The organism is Azospirillum humicireducens, from assembly GCF_001639105.2.
GTDB lineage: Bacteria > Pseudomonadota > Alphaproteobacteria > Azospirillales > Azospirillaceae > Azospirillum > Azospirillum humicireducens.
In genome coordinates, this window is the sequence record NZ_CP028902.1 from 63,905 (window position 1) to 86,009 (window position 22,105).

At 69.1% G+C, this 22,105-nt stretch carries 22 protein-coding genes; 7 read left to right on the plus strand and 15 right to left on the minus strand.

Features of this window, described 5'->3' with window-relative positions; translation table 11 throughout:
- Genes A6A40_RS14940 through A6A40_RS14950 form a run of 3 tightly spaced genes read left to right on the plus strand, consistent with a single transcriptional unit; the run spans position 1 to position 2,329 of the window.
- On the plus strand, positions 1-474 hold the full coding sequence (locus tag A6A40_RS14940; RefSeq protein ID WP_108546732.1) for a response regulator: 474 nt from the start codon (positions 1-3) through the stop codon (positions 472-474).
- Positions 474-1,964: a sensor histidine kinase gene (locus tag A6A40_RS14945; protein ID WP_108546733.1), complete on the plus strand. Its 1,491-nt coding sequence runs from the start codon at positions 474-476 to the stop codon at positions 1,962-1,964. Before A6A40_RS14940 ends, A6A40_RS14945 begins: the two co-directional genes overlap by 1 nt.
- Positions 1,961-2,329, plus strand: a complete 369-nt coding sequence (locus tag A6A40_RS14950; RefSeq protein ID WP_108546734.1) for a response regulator — start codon at positions 1,961-1,963, stop codon at positions 2,327-2,329. The genes A6A40_RS14945 and A6A40_RS14950 overlap by 4 nt, the downstream gene beginning before the upstream one ends.
- Before the next feature lie 63 nt (positions 2,330-2,392).
- On the opposite strand, the gene A6A40_RS14955 is transcribed toward A6A40_RS14950, so the two are convergent.
- The 12 genes from A6A40_RS14955 to A6A40_RS15010 all read right to left on the minus strand — a co-directional run bounded on the left by A6A40_RS14955 (position 2,393) and on the right by A6A40_RS15010 (position 12,750).
- Positions 2,393-2,716 (minus strand): PAS domain-containing protein, encoded by a 324-nt coding sequence (locus A6A40_RS14955; RefSeq protein ID WP_236783806.1) that lies wholly within the window; start codon positions 2,714-2,716, stop codon positions 2,393-2,395.
- A gap of 332 nt (positions 2,717-3,048) precedes the next feature.
- A complete protein-coding gene (locus tag A6A40_RS14960; protein ID WP_108546736.1) occupies positions 3,049-3,546 on the minus strand; it encodes a copper chaperone PCu(A)C in 498 nt (165 codons plus the stop codon).
- Positions 3,547-3,665: 119 nt separating this feature from the next.
- A complete protein-coding gene (locus A6A40_RS14965; protein WP_236783807.1) occupies positions 3,666-4,082 on the minus strand; it encodes a DUF2946 family protein in 417 nt (138 codons plus the stop codon).
- A 155-nt stretch (positions 4,083-4,237) separates the two neighbouring features.
- Positions 4,238-4,915, minus strand: a complete 678-nt coding sequence (locus A6A40_RS14970; protein WP_236783808.1) for an ABC transporter ATP-binding protein — start codon at positions 4,913-4,915, stop codon at positions 4,238-4,240.
- 34 nt (positions 4,916-4,949) lie between these two features.
- Entirely contained in the window at positions 4,950-5,705 is a 756-nt protein-coding gene (locus tag A6A40_RS14975) for an ABC transporter permease (protein WP_108546738.1), read from the minus strand.
- A 3-nt stretch (positions 5,706-5,708) separates the two neighbouring features.
- On the minus strand, positions 5,709-6,704 hold the full coding sequence (locus A6A40_RS14980; RefSeq protein ID WP_108546739.1) for an ABC transporter substrate-binding protein: 996 nt from the start codon (positions 6,702-6,704) through the stop codon (positions 5,709-5,711).
- Between the two features lie 135 nt (positions 6,705-6,839).
- Positions 6,840-7,313 (minus strand): cache domain-containing protein, encoded by a 474-nt coding sequence (locus tag A6A40_RS14985; RefSeq protein WP_108546740.1) that lies wholly within the window; start codon positions 7,311-7,313, stop codon positions 6,840-6,842.
- An 81-nt stretch (positions 7,314-7,394) separates the two neighbouring features.
- The gene (pedF, locus tag A6A40_RS14990; protein WP_108546741.1) at positions 7,395-7,823 is read right to left on the minus strand and encodes a cytochrome c-550 PedF; all 429 of its coding nucleotides are present in this window, start codon (positions 7,821-7,823) and stop codon (positions 7,395-7,397) included.
- A gap of 217 nt (positions 7,824-8,040) precedes the next feature.
- A complete protein-coding gene (locus A6A40_RS14995; RefSeq protein WP_108546742.1) occupies positions 8,041-9,807 on the minus strand; it encodes a methanol/ethanol family PQQ-dependent dehydrogenase in 1,767 nt (588 codons plus the stop codon).
- Between the two features lie 209 nt (positions 9,808-10,016).
- Positions 10,017-10,967 carry a quinoprotein relay system zinc metallohydrolase 1 gene (locus A6A40_RS15000; RefSeq protein WP_108546743.1) on the minus strand — a complete coding sequence of 317 codons (951 nt, stop codon included), beginning with the start codon at positions 10,965-10,967 and terminating at the stop codon, positions 10,017-10,019.
- The gene (locus A6A40_RS15005; protein WP_108546744.1) at positions 10,964-11,818 is read right to left on the minus strand and encodes a quinoprotein dehydrogenase-associated SoxYZ-like carrier; all 855 of its coding nucleotides are present in this window, start codon (positions 11,816-11,818) and stop codon (positions 10,964-10,966) included. Before A6A40_RS15005 ends, A6A40_RS15000 begins: the two co-directional genes overlap by 4 nt.
- A 62-nt stretch (positions 11,819-11,880) precedes the next feature.
- Complete coding sequence (locus A6A40_RS15010) at positions 11,881-12,750, minus strand: transporter substrate-binding domain-containing protein (protein ID WP_108546745.1); 870 nt, start codon at positions 12,748-12,750, stop codon at positions 11,881-11,883.
- A 220-nt stretch (positions 12,751-12,970) separates the two neighbouring features.
- Between A6A40_RS15010 and A6A40_RS15015 the strand changes: the two genes are divergently transcribed.
- Genes A6A40_RS15015 through A6A40_RS15030 form a run of 4 tightly spaced genes read left to right on the plus strand, consistent with a single transcriptional unit; the run spans position 12,971 to position 16,774 of the window.
- Positions 12,971-14,200: an ABC transporter substrate-binding protein gene (locus A6A40_RS15015; protein WP_108546746.1), complete on the plus strand. Its 1,230-nt coding sequence runs from the start codon at positions 12,971-12,973 to the stop codon at positions 14,198-14,200.
- On the plus strand, positions 14,197-15,177 hold the full coding sequence (locus A6A40_RS15020) for a YVTN family beta-propeller repeat protein (protein ID WP_108546747.1): 981 nt from the start codon (positions 14,197-14,199) through the stop codon (positions 15,175-15,177). Before A6A40_RS15015 ends, A6A40_RS15020 begins: the two co-directional genes overlap by 4 nt.
- 20 nt (positions 15,178-15,197) lie before the next feature.
- Positions 15,198-15,974, plus strand: coding sequence for an ABC transporter ATP-binding protein (locus A6A40_RS15025; protein ID WP_108546748.1), 777 nt, complete (start codon positions 15,198-15,200; stop codon positions 15,972-15,974).
- The gene (locus A6A40_RS15030; RefSeq protein WP_108546749.1) at positions 15,971-16,774 is read left to right on the plus strand and encodes an ABC transporter permease; all 804 of its coding nucleotides are present in this window, start codon (positions 15,971-15,973) and stop codon (positions 16,772-16,774) included. Before A6A40_RS15025 ends, A6A40_RS15030 begins: the two co-directional genes overlap by 4 nt.
- Before the next feature lie 4 nt (positions 16,775-16,778).
- Here A6A40_RS15030 and A6A40_RS15035 read toward each other — a convergent pair whose 3' ends face one another.
- The 3 genes from A6A40_RS15035 to A6A40_RS15045 form a co-directional block, all read right to left on the minus strand.
- Complete coding sequence (locus A6A40_RS15035) at positions 16,779-17,477, minus strand: 2OG-Fe(II) oxygenase (protein WP_108546750.1); 699 nt, start codon at positions 17,475-17,477, stop codon at positions 16,779-16,781.
- The gene (gene ada / locus A6A40_RS15040) at positions 17,474-18,580 is read right to left on the minus strand and encodes a bifunctional DNA-binding transcriptional regulator/O6-methylguanine-DNA methyltransferase Ada (RefSeq protein WP_108546751.1); all 1,107 of its coding nucleotides are present in this window, start codon (positions 18,578-18,580) and stop codon (positions 17,474-17,476) included. Before ada ends, A6A40_RS15035 begins: the two co-directional genes overlap by 4 nt.
- A gap of 92 nt (positions 18,581-18,672) precedes the next feature.
- Complete coding sequence (locus A6A40_RS15045; RefSeq protein ID WP_108546752.1) at positions 18,673-22,104, minus strand: DEAD/DEAH box helicase; 3,432 nt, start codon at positions 22,102-22,104, stop codon at positions 18,673-18,675.
- Position 22,105 lies beyond the last annotated feature (1 nt).

The following is a 22,105-nucleotide window of genomic DNA, read 5'->3' on the forward strand; positions in this document are numbered from 1 at the left end:
ATGGCCACGCTGAAACCGATCCTGCTGGTCGAGGACAACCCGAAGGACCTGGAACTGACTCTGGAGGCCTTCGCCGAGGCGCAGCTCGCCAACGACATCGTCGTCGCCCGCGACGGGGCGGAGGCGCTGTCCTACCTGTTCCACGCGGATGGGGAGGCGGTGTCGAAGCCGACCGACCCGAAATACCCGGCCGTCATCATCCTCGACATCAAGCTGCCGAAGGTGGACGGGATCGAGGTGCTGCAGCGGATCAAGGCCAACGACAGCACCCGCGCCATCCCGGTGGTCATGCTGACCTCCTCCAAGGAGGAGCAGGATCTGGTCCGCAGCTACCGGCTGGGGGTGAACGCCTTCGTCGTCAAGCCGGTCGGCTTCAAGGAGTTCTTCGACGCCATCCGCGACATCGGCAGCTTCTGGGCGATCCTGAACGAGCCGCCGCCCGGCTGCCACCCCCGCCGGCCGCGCGGCAACTGATGACCGGGCTGCTCGACCCGCACAAGGGGACCGACCTGTCGGACGGCATGCCCGACGGTCCGAGGCTGCCGGTTCCCTGCCGCGTCCTGCTGCTGGAGGACAACGGCATGGACGCCGATCTGGTGCGCGAGCACCTGCTGATGATCGACGACCATGATTTCGACATCCAGCGGGTCGATACCCGGCACTCCTTCATGGACGCGGTCACGGCCGGCGGGCCGTACGACCTGATCCTGTCGGACTTCGACCTGCCCGATTTCGACGGCATGTCGGCGCTGGCCATCGCGCGGGAGCGGCTGCCGCGTGTGCCCTTCATCTTCGTGTCCGGCATGCTCGGCGAAGAAACCGCCATCGAGGCGCTGAAGAAGGGCGCCACCGATTACGTGGTCAAGCTGCGGATGGAGCGCCTGCAGGTCGTCGTCCGCCGCGCGCTGGTGGAGGCGCGCGACCGCAACGAACTGGCCGACAAGCGCCAGGCCCTGGCTGAAAGCGAGGCGCGGCTGCGCTTCGCGCTTGAGGCCGGGCGGCTCGGCTCATGGGAACTGACACTGGCCGACAACCGTCTGCGCGTGTCCGCGATCTGCGCCGCCAATCTCGGCCTGTCCGACCCGGACGAGCTCGCCAGCTATGACCGGCTGCTGGCGCATGTCCATCCCGAGGACCGCAACTATCAACAGGCGATGGTGCAGCAGGCGGTGAACAACGGCTCCCCGCTGGACATGGAGTACCGGACCGTCTGGCCCGACGGCAGCGTCCATTGGGTGCAGGTGCGTGGCCGCGCCGTCTATGACCGGGACGGTACGCCGACCGGGCTGGCCGGCGTCTCGCTGAACATCACCGACCGCAAGAAGGCGGAGGAGCGGCAACTCCTGCTGCTGGAGGAGCTGAACCACCGGGTGAAGAACACCCTGGCGATGGTGCAGTCCATCGCCAAGCAGACCCTGCGCGCCGCGCCGTCGGTGGAGGCGTTTCCGGATGCCTTCCAGTCCCGTCTGCGCGCGCTGGCCCAGGCCCATGACCTGCTGACCCGCCGTCAGTGGCAGGGCGCCTCGCTGAGCGAGATCGCCGCCTTGACGCTGGAACCCCATGTCCATGCCGGCCGCGTCACGGTCGGCGGACCGCCGGTCAACCTGACCACCGGCGTCGCGGTGTCCCTTCACCTCGCCTTCCACGAGCTTGCCACCAACGCCGCCAAATATGGTGCCCTGTCCGCGGAAAACGGACGGGTGGAACTGGATTGGGAGATCGCGAAGCCGGCCCAGCCGCCGGTGCGCGCCGGCAAGGACGGTCACGCCGGAGCCCTGGTCCTGCGCTGGCGCGAGAGCGGCGGGCCGCCGGTGGTGACGCCGACCCGCCGCGGCTTCGGATCGCGCCTGATCGAACGCGGCCTGGCGCATGAACTGGAGGGCGACGTGGCGCTTGCTTTCGACCCGGCAGGCGTGCGATGCCGGCTGGTGATTCCCCTGTCGTCGCGAGTGAGCCCGCAGTGACCGACGCGAATATCTCCGACCTGACCGTCCTGATCGTCGAGGACGAGCCGCTGATCGCCATGAGCCTGGAGGATGCCCTGCTCGACCGCGGCGTGACCTGCCTCGGCCCGGCCGGCTCGGTGACGGCGGCGCTGGAGATGATCGCGGCCGGCGGTTTCGACATCGCTCTGCTCGACGTCAATCTGCGCGGCGAGCGGGTGGATGCGGTGGCCGACCGGCTGGCCGCCGCCGGCATCCCCTTCATCTTCACCACCGGCCATGGGGCGGAGGGGCTGCCCGACGCCCACCGTGCGCGCCCTGTGGTCGGCAAGCCCTTCCGCGACCTGGACATCGCCGACGCGCTGGCCCGCCACCGTCCGCGCTGACCGGCGCCGTCGGGCCATCGACCGGCCCCTGCGCCGCGGACTTCGCCTTGCAGCGGGGGGCCGTCACTCGTCGAGCGGCTCGGACCCCACCAGCCACCGTGTCTCATGGGCCAGTTGGTCGAAGAAGCGGACGGCTCTTACCGCGAAGGCGCGATAACAGCCGTCATAGCGCCGGTATCGCAGCTGCAGGTCATAAGCCGCATCGTGGAAAACCGCCCGCAGCCAGGAGTCGGCGGCGAGCAGCTGGTCATCGGGATGGATCGCCGAAATCCAGCCGTTGCCCAGCATCTGATTGGCAACCGGACCGAAATAGCGGCGCGTCGAATCGCTGAGCGCCAGATAGCCGCCATTCGGACCGCACAGAACCAGCAGAGGAGCGTCGGTCAACCGCAAGGATCCAATGAGCTCCCGAAGGACATCATGCTGGAAATGGTCGGCAAAATCGCTCAAGGCGTGGCTCTTGGTGCGGATGAAAGAGATGGGATCGGACCAACAGCACTCTATCCGACGTCTCCGCCAACATCGAGACCGATTCTCTCAAGACACCAACAATAAATTCCGCTTTTTTGTGGGGAAAGCCTATTTATGGCATTTTCTTATCCTTCACGGATACTTTTCATTCGTAAATTAAATGCAATATCCGGCAGTCGGTTGCCCGAATTGCCGGCAGCCATCGGATGAGGCTGCCGGCAATCCGGCCGGTGGGGAACGGATTTGCTTTACTGCTTGCCAGCTTGCCCAGCGTTATGGCCATGGTCGTGGTCGGAACCGCTCTGGCCGGCGGCCTCGACGGCGAGTTCGACCTCGACGCTGCCGGCCTTCTCGAAGCGCAGGGTCAAAGGCACGCGCTCTCCCTTCACCAGCGGCTTCTTGAGACCGAGCAGCATGACGTGCAGCCCACCCGGCGCCAGCTTCACCGAATCTCCCGGCGCGACGGCGATGAAGGGAACCTCCCGCATCTTCATCACGCCATTCTCGTTGAGATGGGTGTGCAGTTCCGCCTTTTCGGCCGCGGGGGTCGAGGCGGCGACCAGACGGTCTTCCGCCGTGCCGGTGTTGGTCAGCGACAGGTAAGCGCCACCGTTGGGCGCCGACGGCGCGGTGGCACGGGCCCAGGGATGGCCGATGTCGATCGGACCGGCCTTGTAACCGTGGGCCAGTACGGCACCGCCGCCGAGCAGAACGAGGGCGGTGGCGATGCCGAGAATGCGCTTCATTGACTTCTTCTCCTGAAGACGGACATGGGCATGGCATGCGGACGGCACGGATCCGGATTGGATCCGGCACGCGATTGGCAGCCCGGTCGGGTGGCAAAGGGAAAATCGGACGTCTGAGATCAGGCGTAGGACGGAGGGGCGCGGGCCTGGAGCGTCGACAGGAACCAACCCGCAGCGATCCGCCCGCCCGGCAGCAGGCGGGTGTCGCCGGCAACTGACATGGCCGGGCCGACCGTCAGGGGCGGCGGGGGCAAGGCGAGCCCGGCAATCAGCGGGCAGAGCGGGCAATGGCCGCTGCCGAAGGGTGTCGGGCCGGAAGTGCCGCCATCGCTGCCCCCGGCGTCCCGGTCCACGCCGATGGCGTCGAACCCATACTCCGCCGGCCCATATTCCGCAGGATCCATGTCGATCGTCGCGAAGCCGCCGGCCGAACAGATCAGCAGCGACGCCGTTCCTCCGGTCCTGGCAACGGCGGTCGCAACGGGCATCCAGCCCCAGGCGATGACTTGCAGCAACAGCGCGACCAACCCGGCCAACAGGCCAAGTCTCCGTCCCTGCCCCACTGTCGACCGACCGAACGCCATTCGGCTCCGCCGCCTTTCACCACCGTCAAACCGAACCGGCACCGGAGGCACCATAGCGCACCCGTCCGAACCGAACGAGGGGCAAATGCACTGAAAATCGGCAGATCTCATGCCAGCAGGCGGAAGGCCGGTTCCGGGCGGGACAGCAGGTCGCGGCGCAGCGCTTCGATGGTGGCATCGTCGCGGGCGGCGCGGGGAATGGGCACCGGCACCTCGGCCACCACCCGCCCCGGCGACGGAGCCAGCAGCAGGAGCCGGTCGGCGAGCGCCAGCGCCTCGCGCAGATTGTGGGTCACCAGCAGGACGGTGGTCGGCCGCCGGTCCAGCAATCCGGTCAGCAGCGCGCGCAGCCGCAGCGCCGTCGGTTCGTCCAGCGAAACGAAGGGCTCGTCCATCAGCAGCAGATCCGGTTCCACCACGAAGGCGCGGGCCAGCGCCACCCGCCGCGCCATGCCCAGCGACAGCTGGGTCGGGAAACGGTCGGCGAAGGGGGTCAGCTCCAGCGCGTCCAGAATGGCGCCGACCGCCGGCCCTTTGCGTTGCGCCCGCGGCAGGACCAGCGCCAGATTCTGCCGCACGGTACGCCAGGGCAGCAGCCGCGGTTCCTGGAACACATAGCCCAGCCGCGCCGGTCCGCCATCGGGGCGCGTGCCGATGCTGACCTCCCCGTCGAAGGCGCGGTCCAGCCCGGCGACAATGCCGAGCGCCGTCGTCTTGCCGCAGCCGCTGGGGCCGACCAGGGCCACGACCTCACCCGCCGCCGCGGACAGCGACAGGCCGCGCACGGCCTCCGTCGCGCCAAAGCGCTTGGAGCGGATTTCAAGCGTCAGCGGGCAAGCGCCGCCAACGCTGGCAGCGCCGCTCGACGGGTTGGAGGACGCCGTATTCCAAAAGCTGGACCACGGCCACGAACGCGACGGTGTACGCCAGGATTCCTGCGACATCGAACGTCTGGAAAAGGAGGTTGATCTGGAATCCGACACCGTCGCTGCGGCCCAGCAGTTCGACCACCAGCACGATCTTCCAGATCAGCGCCAGGCCGGACCGCGCGGCAGCGGCGATGGTCGGGGTGAGTTGCGGCAGCAGCACATGGCGCAGCCGGTCGGCCGGAGACAGCCGATAGACGCGGGCCATGTCGATCAACCCCTCGTCGATGGCCCGCGCACCGGCACGCACCAGGACGACCGTGTTGGGGATCTTGTTGACGGCCACCGCACCGATGGCCGCGGCCTCGGTCAGGCCGAACCAGACATAGGCCAGCACGATCACCACCAGCGCCGGCAAATTCAGAAAGAAGACCAGCCAGGACCCGAACAGCCGGTCGGCGAAGAGGGAGCGGCCCATCGCCACCCCCAGCCCGGTGCCGATGGACATGGCGAGCGCGAAGGCGCCCAGAACCCGCAGCAGCGTGACGCCGAGATGGTGGAACAGCGCGCCGCTCTCCGCCTCGCGCAGCAGGGATTGCGCGACCGGCAACGGCCCCGGCAGCAGGCGTCCGCCGGCCAGCAGCGCCGCCGCCTGCCAGCAGGCGAGCAGCAGCAGGACCGACAGCAGCGGCAGCAGGGCGCGGCGCACCGGCTACGACCCGCCGGCCCAGAAGGTGCCGGGCGCGATCGTCGCCGCGTCGCCGACCAGTTCGCGACCGCCGAGCCGGGCCAGCAACGCATAGAGCTGCGCGGCGCCGGCCTGCTCCTCCGCGGTCCAGCGGCGGGGAATGCCCTCGCGGTAGCGGTCGCGCAGGGTGCGGAAGGTGGCGTCGTCCTCCGCCTGCATCAGCGGAGCCAGCCGGTCCCAGGCGGCATCCGATTGCGCCAGCAGCGTCTTCGCCCTGCCGATGGCCGCCTGGAATCCGGCGAGGGCGGCCGGATTGGCGCGCGCCCAGTCCTCGCGGAAGACATAGCCGATGGACGGAATGTTGGCCGGCTGGCCCAGCGCCGTCAGCATGTCAGACACCGTGACCAACACGCGCATGCCCCGCGCCTCCAGCCGGGCGGCGAAGGGCCAGTAGGTCAGCACGGCGTCCAGGTCGCCGTCACCGATCTTGCTGTTCAGCAACGGCGGTGCGGCGAAGAAGGGCTGGGCCTCGCGGTCGAGCGCAAGGCCGTGCCGGTCGCCGGCCAGCGCCTTCAGCAGGAGCCAGCTCTTGTCCAGCGGGCTGCCGGCGACCCCGATGCGCCTGCCGCGCAGGTCGGCTATTCCCGTGATCGCGGAGCCGGCCGGCACCACCAGCGCGCCGACGGCGGTCGAATAGGGGATGAAGGACAACGCCTCCCCCTTCGTGCGCATCCGCGACACCCACAGCCAATCGGAGACGATCACCTCCACCCCGCCCGCCTGCAGCGCGACCTGCGTGGCCGGATTCCCCGCCAACTCCACCAGACGCAGGTCGATGCCGGCCTCCTGGTCGAAGCGGTTGGCGCGGACGGTGTCGAGTTCCCAGCTGACGGTTCCGAACTTCAGCACCCCGGCGCGAACCACCGGCCGTTCGGCGGCGAAACCGGGCCGGAGCGCCGCCGACGCGGCAAGCGCGCCGGCGGCCAGCAGCGTCGCCCGTCTCGTACAGCCTGCCGACATGGTCCGATCCCCGGCGTCTGGTTGCGCCCTCAGTCTAGGGGCATTGCAGATGGTTCGTACAGTCAACGATAGGAGAGTGGGGCGAACCATGCGGAGAAGCCGGGCTCCTGCGCCACTGCCCGCCCCCCTGCGCCCTCACTGATCGTAGGTTCCCGCCCCGACGATGTAATTGCCGTCGCGGGTGACGTAGGAATGCTTGTGCTCGACCTTGTTGCTCTGGCGGTTCAGCCAGACATAGTCGATGACGGCGCTCGGCTTGTCCTTGGTTTCCGTGATCATCGCCTGGACGATGGGCTTGCCTTCGGCATCCTTCAGGTCGGCCGCCTCGGAACCGGCAAGGCGCGGGTTGGCGCCGGACGCCACGTAACGGCCGTTGGTATCGAAGACGAAGACATACAGCTCGCCACGGCGGAAGCTGCCCTTCGGGTCCTGGAAGGCCTTGGTGGCTTCCTCCGGCCCCTTGGCCTTCAGATAGGCGACGGCGTCGGCGACCAGCGACTTGGCCTGTTCGGGGGTGGCGCGGTCGGCGGCATACGAAACGGCGGCGGGCGCAGCCAGCAGGGCGGCGGCGACGGCGACGGCGACCAGGGAAGCGGTTCTGCGGATCATGGATGAGCACCTTGGATGGGGAAGAACGGGAACGGAGAGCCGGCGCCCGGCAACCGGCGCCCGACAATCGGCGGCAGGGGATCAGTCCTCGTGCACGGTTTCCAGCCAGGAGCGGATCGACCACAGCGCCTCCTGCCCCAGCGCCTCGCCGAAGGCCGGCATGTAGGTGACGCCGTTGCGGATGGAGCCGTTGATCACGCGCTCCTTGAACCACTCGTCGCCGGCATCGCCCTTTTCCAGATAGCGCAGGTCGGGAGCGATGCCGCCGGACACCGCGCCCAGCCCATGGCAGCGCGCGCAGTTCTGGTTGAAGGCCGACGCGCCGATCTCGATGGCGCGCTGGTTGCTGCGGTAGGGATTGCTGTCGCGCCATTTGTCGCCCAGCTTGTCCAGCCCGGTGGTATCGACCGCCTGCGGCACCACATCGCCATGGGCATAGACAAGGCCGGGCAGCGCCACGGCGCCGATCAGACCAACAGCGGCTGCAATCCGAAGAATCCGTGCAGTCATGAGTAAGACGTTCCCTCTGTTTCTCGCCGCCTTGCGGCTTCTGCTTCGCATGGACAGACGTTATCAGCAGTATGCCAGGCAAATAATTGGACTATGGTAGGACAAAACTGAACAATGGATCGGCTTAACTATACAGTATCTGCACATGGAAACGAGCGGACCGGATTGCTCCGGTCCGCCCCTTCCCGATCGGCCTCTCCAGCCGGTCGAGGACCGATCAGGCCTTGGGCAGCTTGAAGACCCAGAGCGAGCCGCCCTGGTTGATGTCCTTCACCAGCTTGGCGACATCGCCGCCCCACAGCGGCACCGCGCCGCCCCAGCCGGAGACGACGGCGACATACTGCTCGCCATCCATCTTCCAGGTGACCGGGCTGCCGACCACGCCGGAGCCGGTCTGGAACTTCCAGACCTCCGTGCCGGACTTGGCGTCGAAGGCCTTCAGGTAGCCTTCCGGCGTGCCGGTGAAGACGAGGTTGCCGGCGGTGGTCAGGACGCCGCCCCACAGCGGAGCCGGGTTCTTGTATTCCCAGACGATCTTGCCGGTCTTCGGATCGACGGCGCGCAGCGCGCCGATGTAATCATCATACAGCGGCTTGATGGTGAAACCGGCGCCGAGATAGGCCGCACCCTTCTTGTAGGTGATCGGCTCGTTCCAGATGTCCATGCCCCACTCGTTGGCCGGGACATAGAACAGCTCGGTCTGCGGGTTGTAGGCCATCGGCATCCAGTTCTTGGCGCCGAGGAAGGCGGGAGCCGAGAAGACCGACTTGCCCTTGGCCTCGCCGCTGCCCTGGGTCGGGGCGCCCGGACGGTTGTCGTCGATGTAGATCGGACGGCCGGTCTCGAGGTCGATGCCCTTGGCCCAGGTGATCTTGGTGACGAAGGGCGTGGCGTTGATCAGCTTCCCGGTGTTGCGGTCGATGACGTAGAAGAAGCCGTTGCGGTCGGCCTTGCCGCCGGCCTTGATGACCTTGCCGTCCTTCTTCAGGTCGAAGGACACGAGCTCGTTCACGCCGTCGAAGTCCCAGCCGTCATGCGGCGTGGTCTGGTAATGCCACTTGATCTCGCCGTTGTCCGGATTGATGGCGAGCGTGGAGGAGGTGTAGAGGTTGTCGCCGGGGCGCAGGTGCGAGTTCCACGGCGCCGGGTTGCCGGTGCCGAAGAACAGGCTCTTGGTCTCCGGATCGTAGGTGCCGCCCAGCCAGGTGGCGCCGCCGCCGGTCTTGTACATGTCGCCCGGCCAGCTGGCATTGGTCTTGCCGGTGACGGTCGAGTCCTTGCCGTTCAGCGTCCCCATGTTGCCTTCGATGGTCGGGCGCTGCCAGACGAGCTCGCCCGTCTCGGCATCGCGGGCCTCGACCATGCCGATGACGCCGAACTCGCCGCCGGAGTTGCCGGTGATGATCTTGCCGTCGACGATCATCGGGGCGGCGGTGTTGGAATAGCCTTCCTTGTAGTCCTGCAGCTTCTTGTTCCAGACGACCTTGCCGGTCTCGCGGTTCAGCGCGACGAGGCGGGCGTCCAGCGTGGCGAAATAGATCTTGTCCTTGTAGATCGCTGCGCCGCGGTTCACCACGTCGCAGCAGGGCATGATGCCGTCGGGCAGGCGGTGGTTGTATTCCCACTTCTTATGGCCGGTGCGGGCATCGACCGCATAGAGGCGGGAGTAGGAGCCGGTGACGTAGATGGTGCCGTCATAGACGATGGGCTGGGCTTCCTGCCCGCGCTGCTTCTCGCCGCCGAAGGAGAAGGACCAGACCGGGACCAGCTTCTTCACGGTGTCGGCGTTCAGGTCGGTCAGCGGGCTGAAGCGCTGGGCCTGCGGACCCATGCCATAGGTCAGGACCGCTTCGGTGTTGGTGGCGCTCTTCAGCAGATCCTCGTTGGATGGGCCATTGGAGGTGCTGGCGGCGGCGAGAACGCCGGTGGCGCTGAAGGCGGTCAGCGAGGCTGCCAGGGCGAGACTTGTAACCAGACGCTTCATGTGCGGTTGCCTCCCAAGACTGATGATGACGGCACCGCCCGGACAAGATCCGACCGTTGCCGCAGGACGGGCGGGTCCGGCGGTTCTGGGTCGGAATCGGGGCGGCTATCAGGATGTTGGCGGCCGCAAGGGCCGCGTCGCTTCACGATATCGGCAGTGTAGACGGATGATCGGTCGGGTAAATTGTCGGATAGTAGCAGGCGCAAGCGTCAATTGACTCTGGGAAGGCTCTCGCGCTCGATCTTCGGCCAGAGATGGGCGACGGAGCGGCGATACTCTTCGCGCAGCACGTCGAGAACTGCAAAGCGTTCGGGGATCGGCAGTTCCAGCGCTTCCGCCATGTCCATGCCCGACTCCATCGCATGGCGCAGCGTGCCGTCCAGCCAGGTCAGCCAGTCGCGGGTCTGGGCGACACAAGCCTTGTCGGGGCGGATGTTGCCGTGGTTGGGCACCAGCAGCCGGATGTCCAGCGCATCCACCGCGTCGAGCTCCTTCAGCCAGTCGGCGATGGAGGCATGGGGCGTGGTGGGGGTGCGGTTGCAGAAGACGACGCCGCCGGCGAACAGCACGCCCGTCGTCTCGTCCAGGATCATCAGGTCGGCGGCGGTGTGGCCCGCCAGCGGGATCAGCCGCAGCCGATGGTCGCCGAACTTGACGGTGGATCCATAGACCGGCTCGGTCGGCACCGTCACCTCGGTCCCGCGCATCCAGTCGCCGACCAGCCGGTACATGTTGTCGGCGATGCCGCTCCCCTCCTCCTGGATGCCGGCGATGGTGCCGGGCAGCGCCGCGACCGGCACGTCGGCGAAGGCCTGGGAACCCAGCCAGTAATCGGGGTGCAGGTTGCTGACGAAGACCTTGCGGACCGACTTGTCGGTAACCTTGCGGATGGCGGCGCGCATCTCCTCGCCATAGCGGCGGGACGGACCGGTCTGGATGACGATCACTCCGTCGGCGGTAACGATGAAGCCGGAATTCAGGATGTTTCCGCCGTTGGCACGGGTGAAATGCTTGGTCGATCCCTCGAACACATAGGTGTCCGGGGCGATGCGCGTCGGCTTCAGGTCGTAGGTCAGCGGGCCGGCGGCTTGGGCGGTGGCTGTGAGACCCGCGGCAAGAACGGCAGCAAGCGCCAGCCGGCGCAAAAGCTTCGTCGTCATTGTCCGACACTCCGCAGCGGGTCGGTTGGGCGCAGCGTCATCGCCGGCCGGGCGCCGGGCGGCGGCATCGGGATGATCGCGTCGATCTCGCCGCCCTGGTTGTCGCGGCCGCGCAGCACCAGCGCCCTGGCATCCGGCGGCGGGCGGAGGTCGAGGGAATAGACCGGGTTTTCCGAAACCGGCTCCAGGCTGTCGATCCGCGCCAGTTCGGCCGGGCCGCCGGGGGTCTGCGCCTGGACCGTCAGCGTCTCGACGAAGAAGGCGGGGATGCCGTCGACGAGGCCGGTGTCGTTGGGATGACGGATGCGCAGCCTCAGCCGCGCCACCCCGTCCGCATCCGCCGGCCACAGCCGCGCCTGCACCTCGCCGACATGGTCGGCCCAATCCTTCTGCGCGTAGGACACCGGCGGGGCGCTGCAGCCACCGCCCGCCGCATCGACCAGGACGCCCGACACATGCCACACGCCGTCTGCGGTCCGCGCCGCGCCGCGCACGGCGGTCGCCTGCTGGATCTTGATGCGGGTGGCGATGTAGGGCGCGGCGGTGCCGGGGTGATAGCGCAGGATCAGCGGAAAGGGGTTGAGGTCGGCGATCGCCAGCATCTCCACCACCTGTCCCAAGGCGGTGGCGTCGACGGACAGCGGCACCGCGCGGGTGTCTTCCGCGGAGGCGGGTGAGGTGACCTTCACTTTGTCATCGAACACCACAGGCGCGTCGGCGAAATACTGCTCGCGCAGGGCCTCCCACATCACGGAGCCGAGCGGGTCGGACGGAGAAGGCGCGGAGAATGCCGGGGAGGCTGCCATCAGCAGCGCTACGGTCAGGTGGCTTCCGAGCAAGGCGTGTCGCATGCAACTCCTCCCAATCGGCAGCTTCCCCCTCTCCCCCCTGGGGAGAGGGGATCCCGAGAGCTTCACTCCACCAGTGGGGGCGGGGTGTGGGTGACGCCGTAGCTGGCGAAGATCCTCGCCATCGTCCCGTCCTCGGTCAGGGCGGCCACCGCGTCGCCGACGGCATAGACGAGATCGCGGGAGTTCTCCTTGGTCGCCATGCCGACGTTCCAGCTCGACGTCATCATCCCCGGCAGGGTCACGGTGGCGATGGGGAACTGCTCCGCCCGTGCGCCGAGGGCGGCCTGCACCTGGCTGAGCGGCGCCAGCACCGCGGCGGCCTCACCGGAGGTCAGCTTCTCGACGGCGGCCTCGGGCGTCGGGCAATGGATGATGTGGCTGCGCAGCCGGCCGCCCTGCAGGCCCAGCAGGAAGAAGTCGGGGATGCTGTCGATCTCCACCGCGATCGGCTCCTCCGGCAGGGTCGCCAGCATGGCGGAACGCACCCGCTGCGGATTGCGGGCCAGCGCGAACACTTCGTGATGGTAGGGGCCGAACAGCACCGCCTCCGGGTTCATCAGGCCGAACTGCTTGTCATAGGGGATGTGCATCATGATGTCGGCCAGCTCGCCGCCGAACAGGCTGCCGCGCCAGACCGCGACGCGCAGGTCGTCGGACACGGTCTCCCCGGCGATCTGTTCCACGATGTCGGCCTTCACCCCCAGCTTTCCCGCGATTGCACGGGCAAGGTCCACGTCGATGCCGACCAGGATCCCGTCCTGCTGAAAGGAGAAGGGCCGGAAATCGCGGTAGACGGCCACGCGCAGCCGGCCGCGCTCCATCACCTCGTCGAGCGGGCGGGCGGACGCGGTCCGCGGAACGGCCGACGCCCCGATGGCGGCGCCGGTTGCGGCAAGTCCGGAGAGAAAGCGGCGACGGGTGACGGGCGCCATCGGAGGTTCCGGCAGTGGTTTCCTGATCGAACGGGTGCCAGGATAACCACTGGTCAGCAATACCAATAATTGGACTTTCGTACAAGTCGGAGCGCGGCTATGACCACCTTGCGGGCGGCCCGACCCGCCGGGCGGCTGTCCATTCTCCCATAGTCGCATTCCGGAGACCGGATTCGCCCGATAGGCTGCACTCCAAACTGTTTGCGTTCCGACGGATACGATGACGAAGACCCGCCTGCTCCACAGCCTGTCGCTGGCCGCACTCGGTGCTGCATTGGGCACCGTTCTGCTCGCCGGACTGCCGGCTGCCGCCCAGCAGATTGCCGGCGCCGATGCCGGCGAGATCCGCATCGGCTTCCTGTCGCAGACGCCGGAACCGCCGCCCTACGTCGCCAACCCGGACGAGCCGCCGCCGGACGACGGGTTGGCCGGCGCAACGCTCGCCATCGCCGACAACAACACGACCGGCAAATTCCTCAAGCAGTCCTTCGTGCTGGACAGCGTGAAGGTTCCGCCGGACGGCGATGCCGCGGCGGCCCTGCGCGAACTGGCGGGACGCGGCGGGCGATTCGTCGTCGTCGACGCACCCGGCACCACGGTGGATGCGCTGTCGAAGCTGCCGGAAGCGCGCAACCTGCTGCTTTTGAACGCGAACGCGCCGGACGACTCCCTGCGCGGCGCGGCCTGCGCGCCCAACCTGCTGCATGTGGCGCCCAGCCGGGCGATGCTGGCCGATGCGTTGGGGCAGTATCTGGTGAAGAAGCGCTGGCCGCGCTGGTTCCTCGTCACCGGCCGCCGGCCGGAGGACAGGCTCTATGCCGACGCCGTCCGCCGCACCGCCAAGCGCGTCGGCGCCCAGATCGTGGCGGAGAAGGCGTGGACCGCCGACAGCGACGTGAACCGCACGGCGGAGGCGGAAATCCCCGTCTTCACCCAGGCCAAATCCTACGACGTGCTGATCGTCGCCGACGAGGTCGGGGAGTTCGGCGACTACCTGTCCTACCGCACCGCCGATCCGCGCCCGGTGGCCGGCACCCAGGGGCTGGTCCCCACGGTGTGGCACCGCACCCACGAACAATGGGGGGCGGCGCAACTGCAATCCCGCTTCAAGGCGGCGGCCAAGCGGCCGATGACCGCCCGCGACCACAATGGCTGGACCGCCGTCCGCGTGGTGGGGGAGGCCGCCGCCCGCGCCCGCACCACCGATCCGGACCGGCTGATCGCCTTCATCCAGTCGCCCGACTTCACCATGTCCGCCTTCCGCGGCGCACCGCTGACCCTGCGTCCGTGGGACGGGCAGTTGCGCCAGCCGGTGCTGCTGGCGGCCGACCGCTCGGTCGTGTCGGTGTCGCCGCAGGAGGGGTTCCTGCACCCGCGGACCGAACTGGACAGCCTGGGCTACGACCAACCTGAAACGCTCTGCAAGACGCGAGGGAAGAAGACGCCATGACATCCGCCCGCCTGCCCCGGCTCCCCATAGCCGCGTCCCTGCTGACCGCCTTCCTGGCGTCCGCCGCGTCGGCCCAGACGATCTATGTGTCGAACGAGAAGGACAACAGCCTGTCGGTGATCGACGGCAAGACGCTGGCGGTGGTCGACACCATCAAGGTCGGCAAGCGCCCGCGCGGCATCACCCTGTCGAAGGACGGCACCCAGCTGTTCATCTGCGCCAGCGACGACCATGCGGTGCAGGTGCTCGACCTCGCCAGCAGGAAGGTCGTCCACAATCTGCCCTCCGGCGAGGATCCGGAACAGTTCGCGCTCAGCCCCGACGGCAAGAGCCTGTTCATCGCCAACGAGGACAGCAACGTCGTCACCGTGGTCGACGTGCCCACCCGCAAGGTCGCCTTCCAGGTCGATGTCGGGGTGGAGCCGGAGGGGATGGACGTCAGCCCCGACGGACGCTGGGCCGTCAACACGTCGGAGACCACCAGCATGGTCCACTGGATCGACGTGGAGAAGCGGCAGGTCGTCGACAACACCCTGGTCGGCCCGCGCCCGCGCCATGCCGAGTTCACCAAGGACGGCGCGCAGCTGTGGGTATCGTCGGAGATCGGCGGCACCGTCAGCGTCATCGACACCGCCACGCGCCAGGTCAAGAAGGCCATCGACTTCCACATCAAGGGTGTCGCCAAGGACCGCATCCAGCCGGTCGGTGTCAAGCTGACCGACGACGGCCGCTATGCCTTCGTGGCGCTCGGCCCGGCCAACCATGTCGCCGTGGTGGACGCCAAGACCTTCGAGGTGAAGGACTACCTGCTGGTCGGCCGCCGCGTCTGGCATCTGGCGCTGACGCCCGACCAGAAGACGCTCTACACCACCAACGGGGTCAGCAGCGACGTGTCGGTGATCGACGTCGACAGCCTGAAGGTGACGAAGTCGATCAAGGTCGGCCGCTATCCCTGGGGCGTCGTCGTCAAGGGGTGATGGAAAATGGGGGCAGCAGGATGACGGTGCCGGCATTGGAGGTTGAGGGGCTGCGCCACAGCTATGGCGGGGAGCGCCATGCGCTGGAGGATGTCGGGTTCCGCGTGATGCCGGGCGCCTTCACCTGCCTGCTCGGCCCCAACGGGGCGGGGAAGAGCACCCTGTTCGCGCTCGCCACCGGACTTCTGCGGCCCAACTCGGGCAGGGTGCGCATCCACGGCCGCGACATGGCGCAATCACCCGGCGAGGCACTGGCCCGGCTGGGAGTGGTGTTCCAGCAGCCGACGCTCGACCTCGACCTGACGGTGGTGCAGAATCTGCGCTATTTCGCGGCCCTGCACGGCATCGGCCGGCGCGAGGCCGACCGCCGGATCGAGACGGAACTGACCCGCCTGTCCCTGTTCGAACGGCGGGGCGAGAAGGTTCGCGCCCTGAATGGCGGGCATCGCCGGCGGGTGGAGATCGCCCGCGCCCTGCTGCACCGCCCATCCCTGCTTTTGCTGGACGAACCGACGGTTGGGCTCGACATCCCCGCCCGCCGCACGCTGATCCGCCATGTCCATGCGCTGTGCGAGGGAGAGGGCATCGCCGTGCTGTGGGCCACCCACCTGATCGACGAGATCGACCCGGCCACCGACCATGTCGTGGTCCTGCATCGCGGCCGGGTGCGGGCCAGCGGCCCGGTCGCCGCGGTGAATGCCGAAACCGGGTGTGCCACCGTTGCGGAGAGTTTCGACCGGCTGACCGCCGCCAAACCGGTCGCCGGCATGGATGCGAATGCGGAGGCCGCGGCATGAGCGGATGGTGGATCGCCTTCCAGGGAATCGTCGCGCGGGAGGTCCTGCGCTTCGTCCACCAGCGCGAACGCTTCCTGGGCGCGCTGGTCCGGCCGCTGGTCTGGCTGTTCGTCTTCGCGGCGGGCTTCCGCGCGGCGCTCGGCATCGCCATCATTCCGCCCTACGAGACCTACATCCCCTACGAGACCTACATCGTGCCGGGGCTGATCGGCATGATCCAGCTGTTCAACGGCATGCAGGGCTCGCTGTCGATGGTCTACGACCGCGAGATGGGCAGCATGCGCATCCTGCTGACCAGCCCGCTGCCGCGCGGCTTCCTGCTGCTGGCGCGGCTGTTGGGCGGGGTGGTGGTGTCGGTGCTGCAGGTGGCAGCCTTCCTGCTGATCGTCCGGCTCTATGGCATCGACCTGCCGGGCTGGGCGCCGCTGACCGTGCTGCCGGCCCTGCTGCTGAACGGGCTGATGCTGGGCGCGCTGGGCATGGTGCTGGCCTCCACCATCCGGCAGCTGGAGAATTTCGCCGGGGTGATGAACTTCGTCGTCTTCCCCCTGTTCTTCCTGTCCTCCGCCCTCTATCCGCTCTATCGCATGGAGGAGGCCGGGCCGCTGCTGTGGTGGCTGTGCAGCCTGAACCCCTTCACCCATGGGGTGGAACTGATCCGCTTCGCTCTGTACGGGCAACTGGATGGACTGGCGCTGGCCGTGGTCGCCAGCGCGACCCTGCTGTTCGCGGCGCTGGCGGTGCGCGGCTATTCCCCTGCCCGTGGAATGGGATCGCGGGCGCCATCGGCGGCAGGGTGACGCTTCACGCCGCGTCGTGGAAGATGATGCCCAGCGTGTGGCGTTCGCCCGACCTGACCGGGCTGACGCCATGGCGGTGGCGGACACGGTAGGGGCCGCGGCTGCCCTGGACCGGGCGCTGGTCCACGGCGAAGATCACCCCCTCTCCCAGCCCCAGCGGCACGACGGTGGCACGCGACTGCATGCGCGGGCGCTGTTCGGTCAGCACGAACTCGCCGCCGGTGAAGCCGCTGCCGGGCTCCGACAGCAGGATGGCGATCTGCAACGGGAACACCGTCTCGCCATAGAGGTCCTGATGCAGGCAGTTGTAGTCGCCGGGGCCGTATTTCAGCAGAAGCGGCGTCGGGCGCGTCTGTCCCGCGGCGTGGCAGCGCTCCAGAAACTCCGCATGCTCCGCCGGATAGCGGGTGTCGAGACCCATCGCCTCGGCCCAGCGATTGGCGATGGGCGCCAGCCGACGGTAGAGCGGCGCCCGCAGGGCAGCGACCGGGTCCGGCAGCGGGTGGGTGAAGTATTTGTACTCCCCCTTGCCGAAGCCGTGCCGCTCCATCACCACCCGGCTTCGGAAAGGGGTGTCCCGCCCATAGAGGCCGGCCAGCGCCGCACAGGTCCCGGCATCCAGAAGCGGCCCGGTCATGGCATGGCCGCCGGCATCGAGCTCCGCCCCGATGCGGGTCCAGTCCAGATCGTCCACCACCGTCACCGCACCAACTCCTTGCGGTCTTCCGTCCGCTCCCTCTCCAACAGGTCGCGCTTGCGCTCCACGCCCCAGCGGTAGCCGGACAGGCCGCCGTCGGAGCGCACCACCCGGTGGCAGGGGATCGCCACCGCCAACGGGTTGGCGCCGCAGGCCCGCGCCACCGCCCGCACCGCCGCCGGCTCGCCGATTGCCCTGGCGATTTCGGCATAGCTGGCGGTCCGCCCGGCGGGTATCGCCTGCAACGCCTGCCAGACCCGCTGCTGGAAGGCGGTGCCGCCGATGTCCAGCGGCAGGTCCAACCCGGTTCCCGGCGCCTCGACCAGCCCCACCACCTGCGCCACGGTCGTCTCGAATCCGGCGTCACCGCCGATCAGATCGGCCTTGGGGAAGCGGTCCTGCAGGTCGCGCAGCAACGCCTCCGGATCGTCGCCCAGCAGGATGGCGCAGATGCCGCGCTCCGTCGCCGCCACCAGGATGGAGCCCAGCGAGCAGGCCCCGACCGCGAAGCGGATCGCCTCCCCCGCCCCGCCGCGGCGGTAGGCGGTGGGCGTCATGCCCAGCCGTGCCCCTGCCGTCTCGTAGAAGCGGCCGGACGAGCCGTAGCCGGCCTCGTAGATCGCCTCGGTCACGCTGCCGGCCTCCTGCAGGGTGCCGGCGACGCGGGCGGCGCGGCGGGCCTCGGCATAGGCGCGCGGGGTGACGCCGGTCGTCTGTTTGAAGATGCGGTGGAAATGGTGCGGGCTCAACCCGGCGGCGGCGGCAAGCCGGTCCAGCGGCGGAACCTCCTCCGCCTCCTCGATCAGACGGCAGGCGCGGGCGACGGCGTCGGCCCGGCGTTCGGCTTGGCTCGGTCCGTCGGGACGGCAGCGCTTGCAGGGACGGAAGCCCGCCCGTTCCGCCTCGGCGTTGGTGTCGTAGAACACGACATTCTCCGGCCGGGCCGGGCGCGCGGCACAGCTGGGACGGCAATAGACGCCGGTGCTGCGGACCGCATAGACGAACCGCCCGTCGGCGGCGGGATCGCGGCGGCGCAAGGCGTCCCAACGGTCGGCGTCGGTATCGGTAGCGGCGATGGCGGGTGCGGCGGTATCGAGTGCGACGGTCATCTGTCCCTCTCCCTCCTCGAACCATACAGGCATCGAGACGTGTTGAGGGGGCAAACTGGGCCGGCGGACGGCACCGCGCACTCTGCCGCTTGCTATCGAATTGCGCTTTCCTTCTTCCTCCTCTGTGCCTTGCGGACAATCGCCTCGATGCAGTCCAGCACCCGTTCGGCATTGGCGAGCCGCCCGTCGGCGTCGGGGGCCTCCAGCGCGGCGGTCAAGCGGTCATCCTGGGCGCGCAGCAGGCCCTTGGAGCGCTTTGCGAGCGTCGCCGCCCTCTTCTCGGTGCGGTCGCCGTGCAGGGTCGCCGCCACGCCCGCCGGACCGCAGCCGAGCGAAGCGATCCCCAGCGCCCGGCAGCGGCAGCGCAGGGAGGCCACGGCAAGCAGGCGCTTCACCGGATCGGGCAGCGGGCCGAAGCGGTCCTCAATCTCCTCGCGCAGGGCATCCAGCTCGCCGGCCTCGCGGGTGCGGGCGATGCGGCGGTGCAGGCCGATGCGCAGCTCCTCCTCCGGGATGTAGGCGGCGGGGATGCAATGGGGAACCGCGACCGTCACCTCGGGGTCCCAGCGCTCGTCCGGCTGGTGGCGCAGCGACCGCAGGGCGTCGGCCAGGATGCGCTGGTACAGCTCCGTCCCCACTGCGCGCAGATGGCCGGTCTGGTCCTCGCCCAGCAGGTCGCCCGCCCCGCGCTGGTCGAGGTCGAGCATGCTCAGCACGAATCCGCCGCCCAGGCTTTCGATCACCTCAAGGGAGCCGAGCCGGCGGGCCGCCCGTTCCTCCAGCGGGTGGTCGGGATCGGTCAGCAGATAGGCGTAGCCCTGGACCGCCCCACGCCCCACCCGGCCGCGCAGCTGGTGCAGCTGGCCCAGCCCGAACAGGTCGGGACGGAACAGCAGCAGCGTGTTGGCGCGCGGGATGTCGATGCCGGATTCGATGATCGGCGTCGACAGCAGGATGTCGCTCTCGCCGTCGACGAAGCCCATCACCGCATCGTCCAGCGCCGCCGCCCCCAGCCGGCCGTGCGCCACGGCGATGCGCGCGTCCGGCACCAAATTCCGGAGCCAATCCTCCAGATCGCCCAGATCGGCAATGCGCGGGGTGACGCAGAAGGCCTGCCCGCCGCGGCCGAGTTCGCGCAGCAGGGCGGCACGGGCGGTGGTGGGATCGCGCGGGGTCACGGCGGTGCGCACCGGCCGGCGGCGGGCCGGCGGCGTGTCGATGATGCTGAGTCCGCGCAGGCCCGCCAGCGCGCCCTGCAGCGTGCGCGGGATCGGCGTGGCGCTCAGCGCCAGGCTGTGGACACCCTTGGTCCGCCGCTTCAGCGCCTGTTTCTGCGCGGCACCGAAACGCTGCTCCTCATCCACCACCATCAGGCCCAGGCGCTGGAAGCGGACATCCTTGGACAGCAGCGCATGGGTGCCGATGACGATGTCCACCGACCCATTGACCAGCCCGGCGCGCACCCGCTCGGCTTCCGCCTTGGTCATGGAACCGGTCAAGGGCTCCACCGTCAGGCCGAAACCGGCGAAGCGGCGGCGGAACACGTCCAGATGCTGCCGGGCGAGGACGGAGGTCGGGGCCATCACCGCCACCTGATGACCGGCGAAGGCGACGGCAGCCGCCGCGCGCAAGGCCACCTCCGTCTTGCCGTATCCGACATCGGCGCAGACCAGATGGTCCATCGGATGCCCCCGGCGCATGGCGTCGAGCACCGACCGGATGGCGTGATGCTGCCCCTCCGTCGGATCGAAGCCGAACCGGGCGCCGAGGCGGCGCATGCGGTCGGCCGGCGGGTCGATGACCGGTGCCGTCTCCCGCGCGCGGCGGCGAGCCTCGCGCAGGATGCCCTTGGCGGTCTCGCCGATCTCCGCCTCCAGCACCGCGCGGCGCTCCAGCCAGTTGGCGTTCTTCAGGCTGTCGAGCCGGGCCCCGGTGTCGGCCGAGCCGTGGCGCCACAGCCGGTCGAAGTCGGAGGTCGGCACCAGCAGCCGGTCGTCATGGGCATAATCCAGCACCAGGAAGTCGGCGGTGGTCTCCCCACCCGCACTGTCGTCGGAGGCGATGGCCTCCAGCCCGACCAGTTGGCCGATGCCGTAATCCAGATGGACGACGAAGTCACCGGGCGTCAGCTCAGACGGCGCCAGCGGCGGCCGGGCCGACGCCTCCCTGCCGCCGTCCCCGGCATGGCGCGGCGCCACCAGCACGGTGATGCCGTCGCAGATGAACCCCCCACCGGTCCGCAAGGCAAGCACTGCACAGTCGCCCGGCGCGAGCGGTGGATCCGGCCAGCGGTCCAGGCGTGGCACCGGCCGCCCCAACGCCGCCTCCGCCCGCTCCGCCAGCCGGTCCGCCTCGTCGGGTCCGCCACCGGAACGGGGAGCGAGCAGCACGGCGCCGCCCTCCTCGACCAGAGCCGCCGCCCGGCGCAGCAGCGTGCGTTCGGTGCGCGGCGCCTCCACCGCCGGTCCCGCCGTCACCTCCACCGGCAGAACGGTGCGGGCGCCAAGCCTCCCGACCAGGGTCGCGGCATCGATCAGGCGCCGCTCCAACGCCGGCACCGGGAGGATGCAAGCGTCGTCGCGGCGGATGCGGCGGTCCGGACCGGACCCGGCCAGATCGTCGGCTCGCGCCTCGATGCGGTCGCGCGCGCCGGCATCCAGAACCACCAGCGCGTCCGGCAGCAGGTCGAGCAGCAGCGGGCAATCGTCGAAGACATTGGGAAGTTGAAGGTCGAAGGCATAGGGCCGCCGCCCCTTCTCCAACTCCCGACGCAGGTCCGCCGGCAGGACATAGCCCAGATCCGAGAGGTTGGCGGTCAGCCGGTCGAGCATCTCCGGCCCGACGATCAGGTCGGTGACCGGACCGAGCATGACCTCGCCGATGGAGGCGATGGAGCGTTGGGAAACCGGGTCGTACAGCCGCAACTCGCGCACCACCCCGTGGGATATGTCGCAGCGGACCGGCCGGTCGCCGTCGCCGGGGAAGACCTCCACCACCGCGCCACGGATCGCCGCCTCGCCGGGTTCGTCGACCCGCTCGTCCAGCACATAGCCGGCCCTGGCGAACCAACCGCGCCATGCCGCCTCGTCATAGGCCATGCCGCGGGTCACACGGAACCTTGCGCCCTCCCAGGCCTGCGGCGGCGGCAGCCGTTGCAGGGCGAGGTCGGCCGAGGCCACCACCAGCCGACCGGCGGCCGGTGCCGTATCGTCGGCCAGCCGCATCAGCCCGGCGGCGCGGCGGCCCAGCACGGCGCGCGACGGTGCGGCACGGTCACCGGCAGCCGTCTCGTCGATGGGCAGCAGAACGACGTGGAGGTCGGGCGCGATGTCGCCGGCCAGATGGGCCAGCCGGGCCGCACGCCCGTCGCTGCGCGCAAGCAGCAGGACACCGCCGGGACGGCGGGCGAGCGCCGCCAGCCGGACGGCCAGTTCACCTTCGCTCTGGACGGTCAGGCTCGTCGGGGACTGCGGGGAAGGCGGCGCCTCGGGAGACGGATCGGCGACGGGAACTCCGTCAAGCATG

Bases quoted from the DNA above. Each gene is read 5' to 3' on its own strand.
- A6A40_RS14940 (WP_108546732.1), top strand. From the start codon at position 1: ATGGCCACGCTGAAACCGATCCTGCTGGTCGAGGACAACCCGAAGGAC.
- A6A40_RS14945 (WP_108546733.1), top strand. From the start codon at position 474: ATGACCGGGCTGCTCGACCCGCACAAGGGGACCGACCTGTCGGACGGC.
- A6A40_RS14960 (WP_108546736.1), bottom strand. From the start codon at position 3,546: ATGAAGCGCATTCTCGGCATCGCCACCGCCCTCGTTCTGCTCGGCGGC.
- A6A40_RS14980 (WP_108546739.1), bottom strand. From the start codon at position 6,704: ATGTCGGCAGGCTGTACGAGACGGGCGACGCTGCTGGCCGCCGGCGCG.
- A6A40_RS14985 (WP_108546740.1), bottom strand. From the start codon at position 7,313: ATGATCCGCAGAACCGCTTCCCTGGTCGCCGTCGCCGTCGCCGCCGCC.
- pedF (WP_108546741.1), bottom strand. From the start codon at position 7,823: ATGACTGCACGGATTCTTCGGATTGCAGCCGCTGTTGGTCTGATCGGC.
- A6A40_RS14995 (WP_108546742.1), bottom strand. From the start codon at position 9,807: ATGAAGCGTCTGGTTACAAGTCTCGCCCTGGCAGCCTCGCTGACCGCC.
- A6A40_RS15000 (WP_108546743.1), bottom strand. From the start codon at position 10,967: ATGACGACGAAGCTTTTGCGCCGGCTGGCGCTTGCTGCCGTTCTTGCC.
- A6A40_RS15005 (WP_108546744.1), bottom strand. From the start codon at position 11,818: ATGCGACACGCCTTGCTCGGAAGCCACCTGACCGTAGCGCTGCTGATG.
- A6A40_RS15010 (WP_108546745.1), bottom strand. From the start codon at position 12,750: ATGGCGCCCGTCACCCGTCGCCGCTTTCTCTCCGGACTTGCCGCAACC.
- A6A40_RS15015 (WP_108546746.1), top strand. From the start codon at position 12,971: ATGACGAAGACCCGCCTGCTCCACAGCCTGTCGCTGGCCGCACTCGGT.
- A6A40_RS15020 (WP_108546747.1), top strand. From the start codon at position 14,197: ATGACATCCGCCCGCCTGCCCCGGCTCCCCATAGCCGCGTCCCTGCTG.
- A6A40_RS15025 (WP_108546748.1), top strand. From the start codon at position 15,198: ATGACGGTGCCGGCATTGGAGGTTGAGGGGCTGCGCCACAGCTATGGC.
- A6A40_RS15030 (WP_108546749.1), top strand. From the start codon at position 15,971: ATGAGCGGATGGTGGATCGCCTTCCAGGGAATCGTCGCGCGGGAGGTC.
- ada (WP_108546751.1), bottom strand. From the start codon at position 18,580: ATGACCGTCGCACTCGATACCGCCGCACCCGCCATCGCCGCTACCGAT.
- A6A40_RS15045 (WP_108546752.1), bottom strand. From the start codon at position 22,104: ATGCTTGACGGAGTTCCCGTCGCCGATCCGTCTCCCGAGGCGCCGCCT.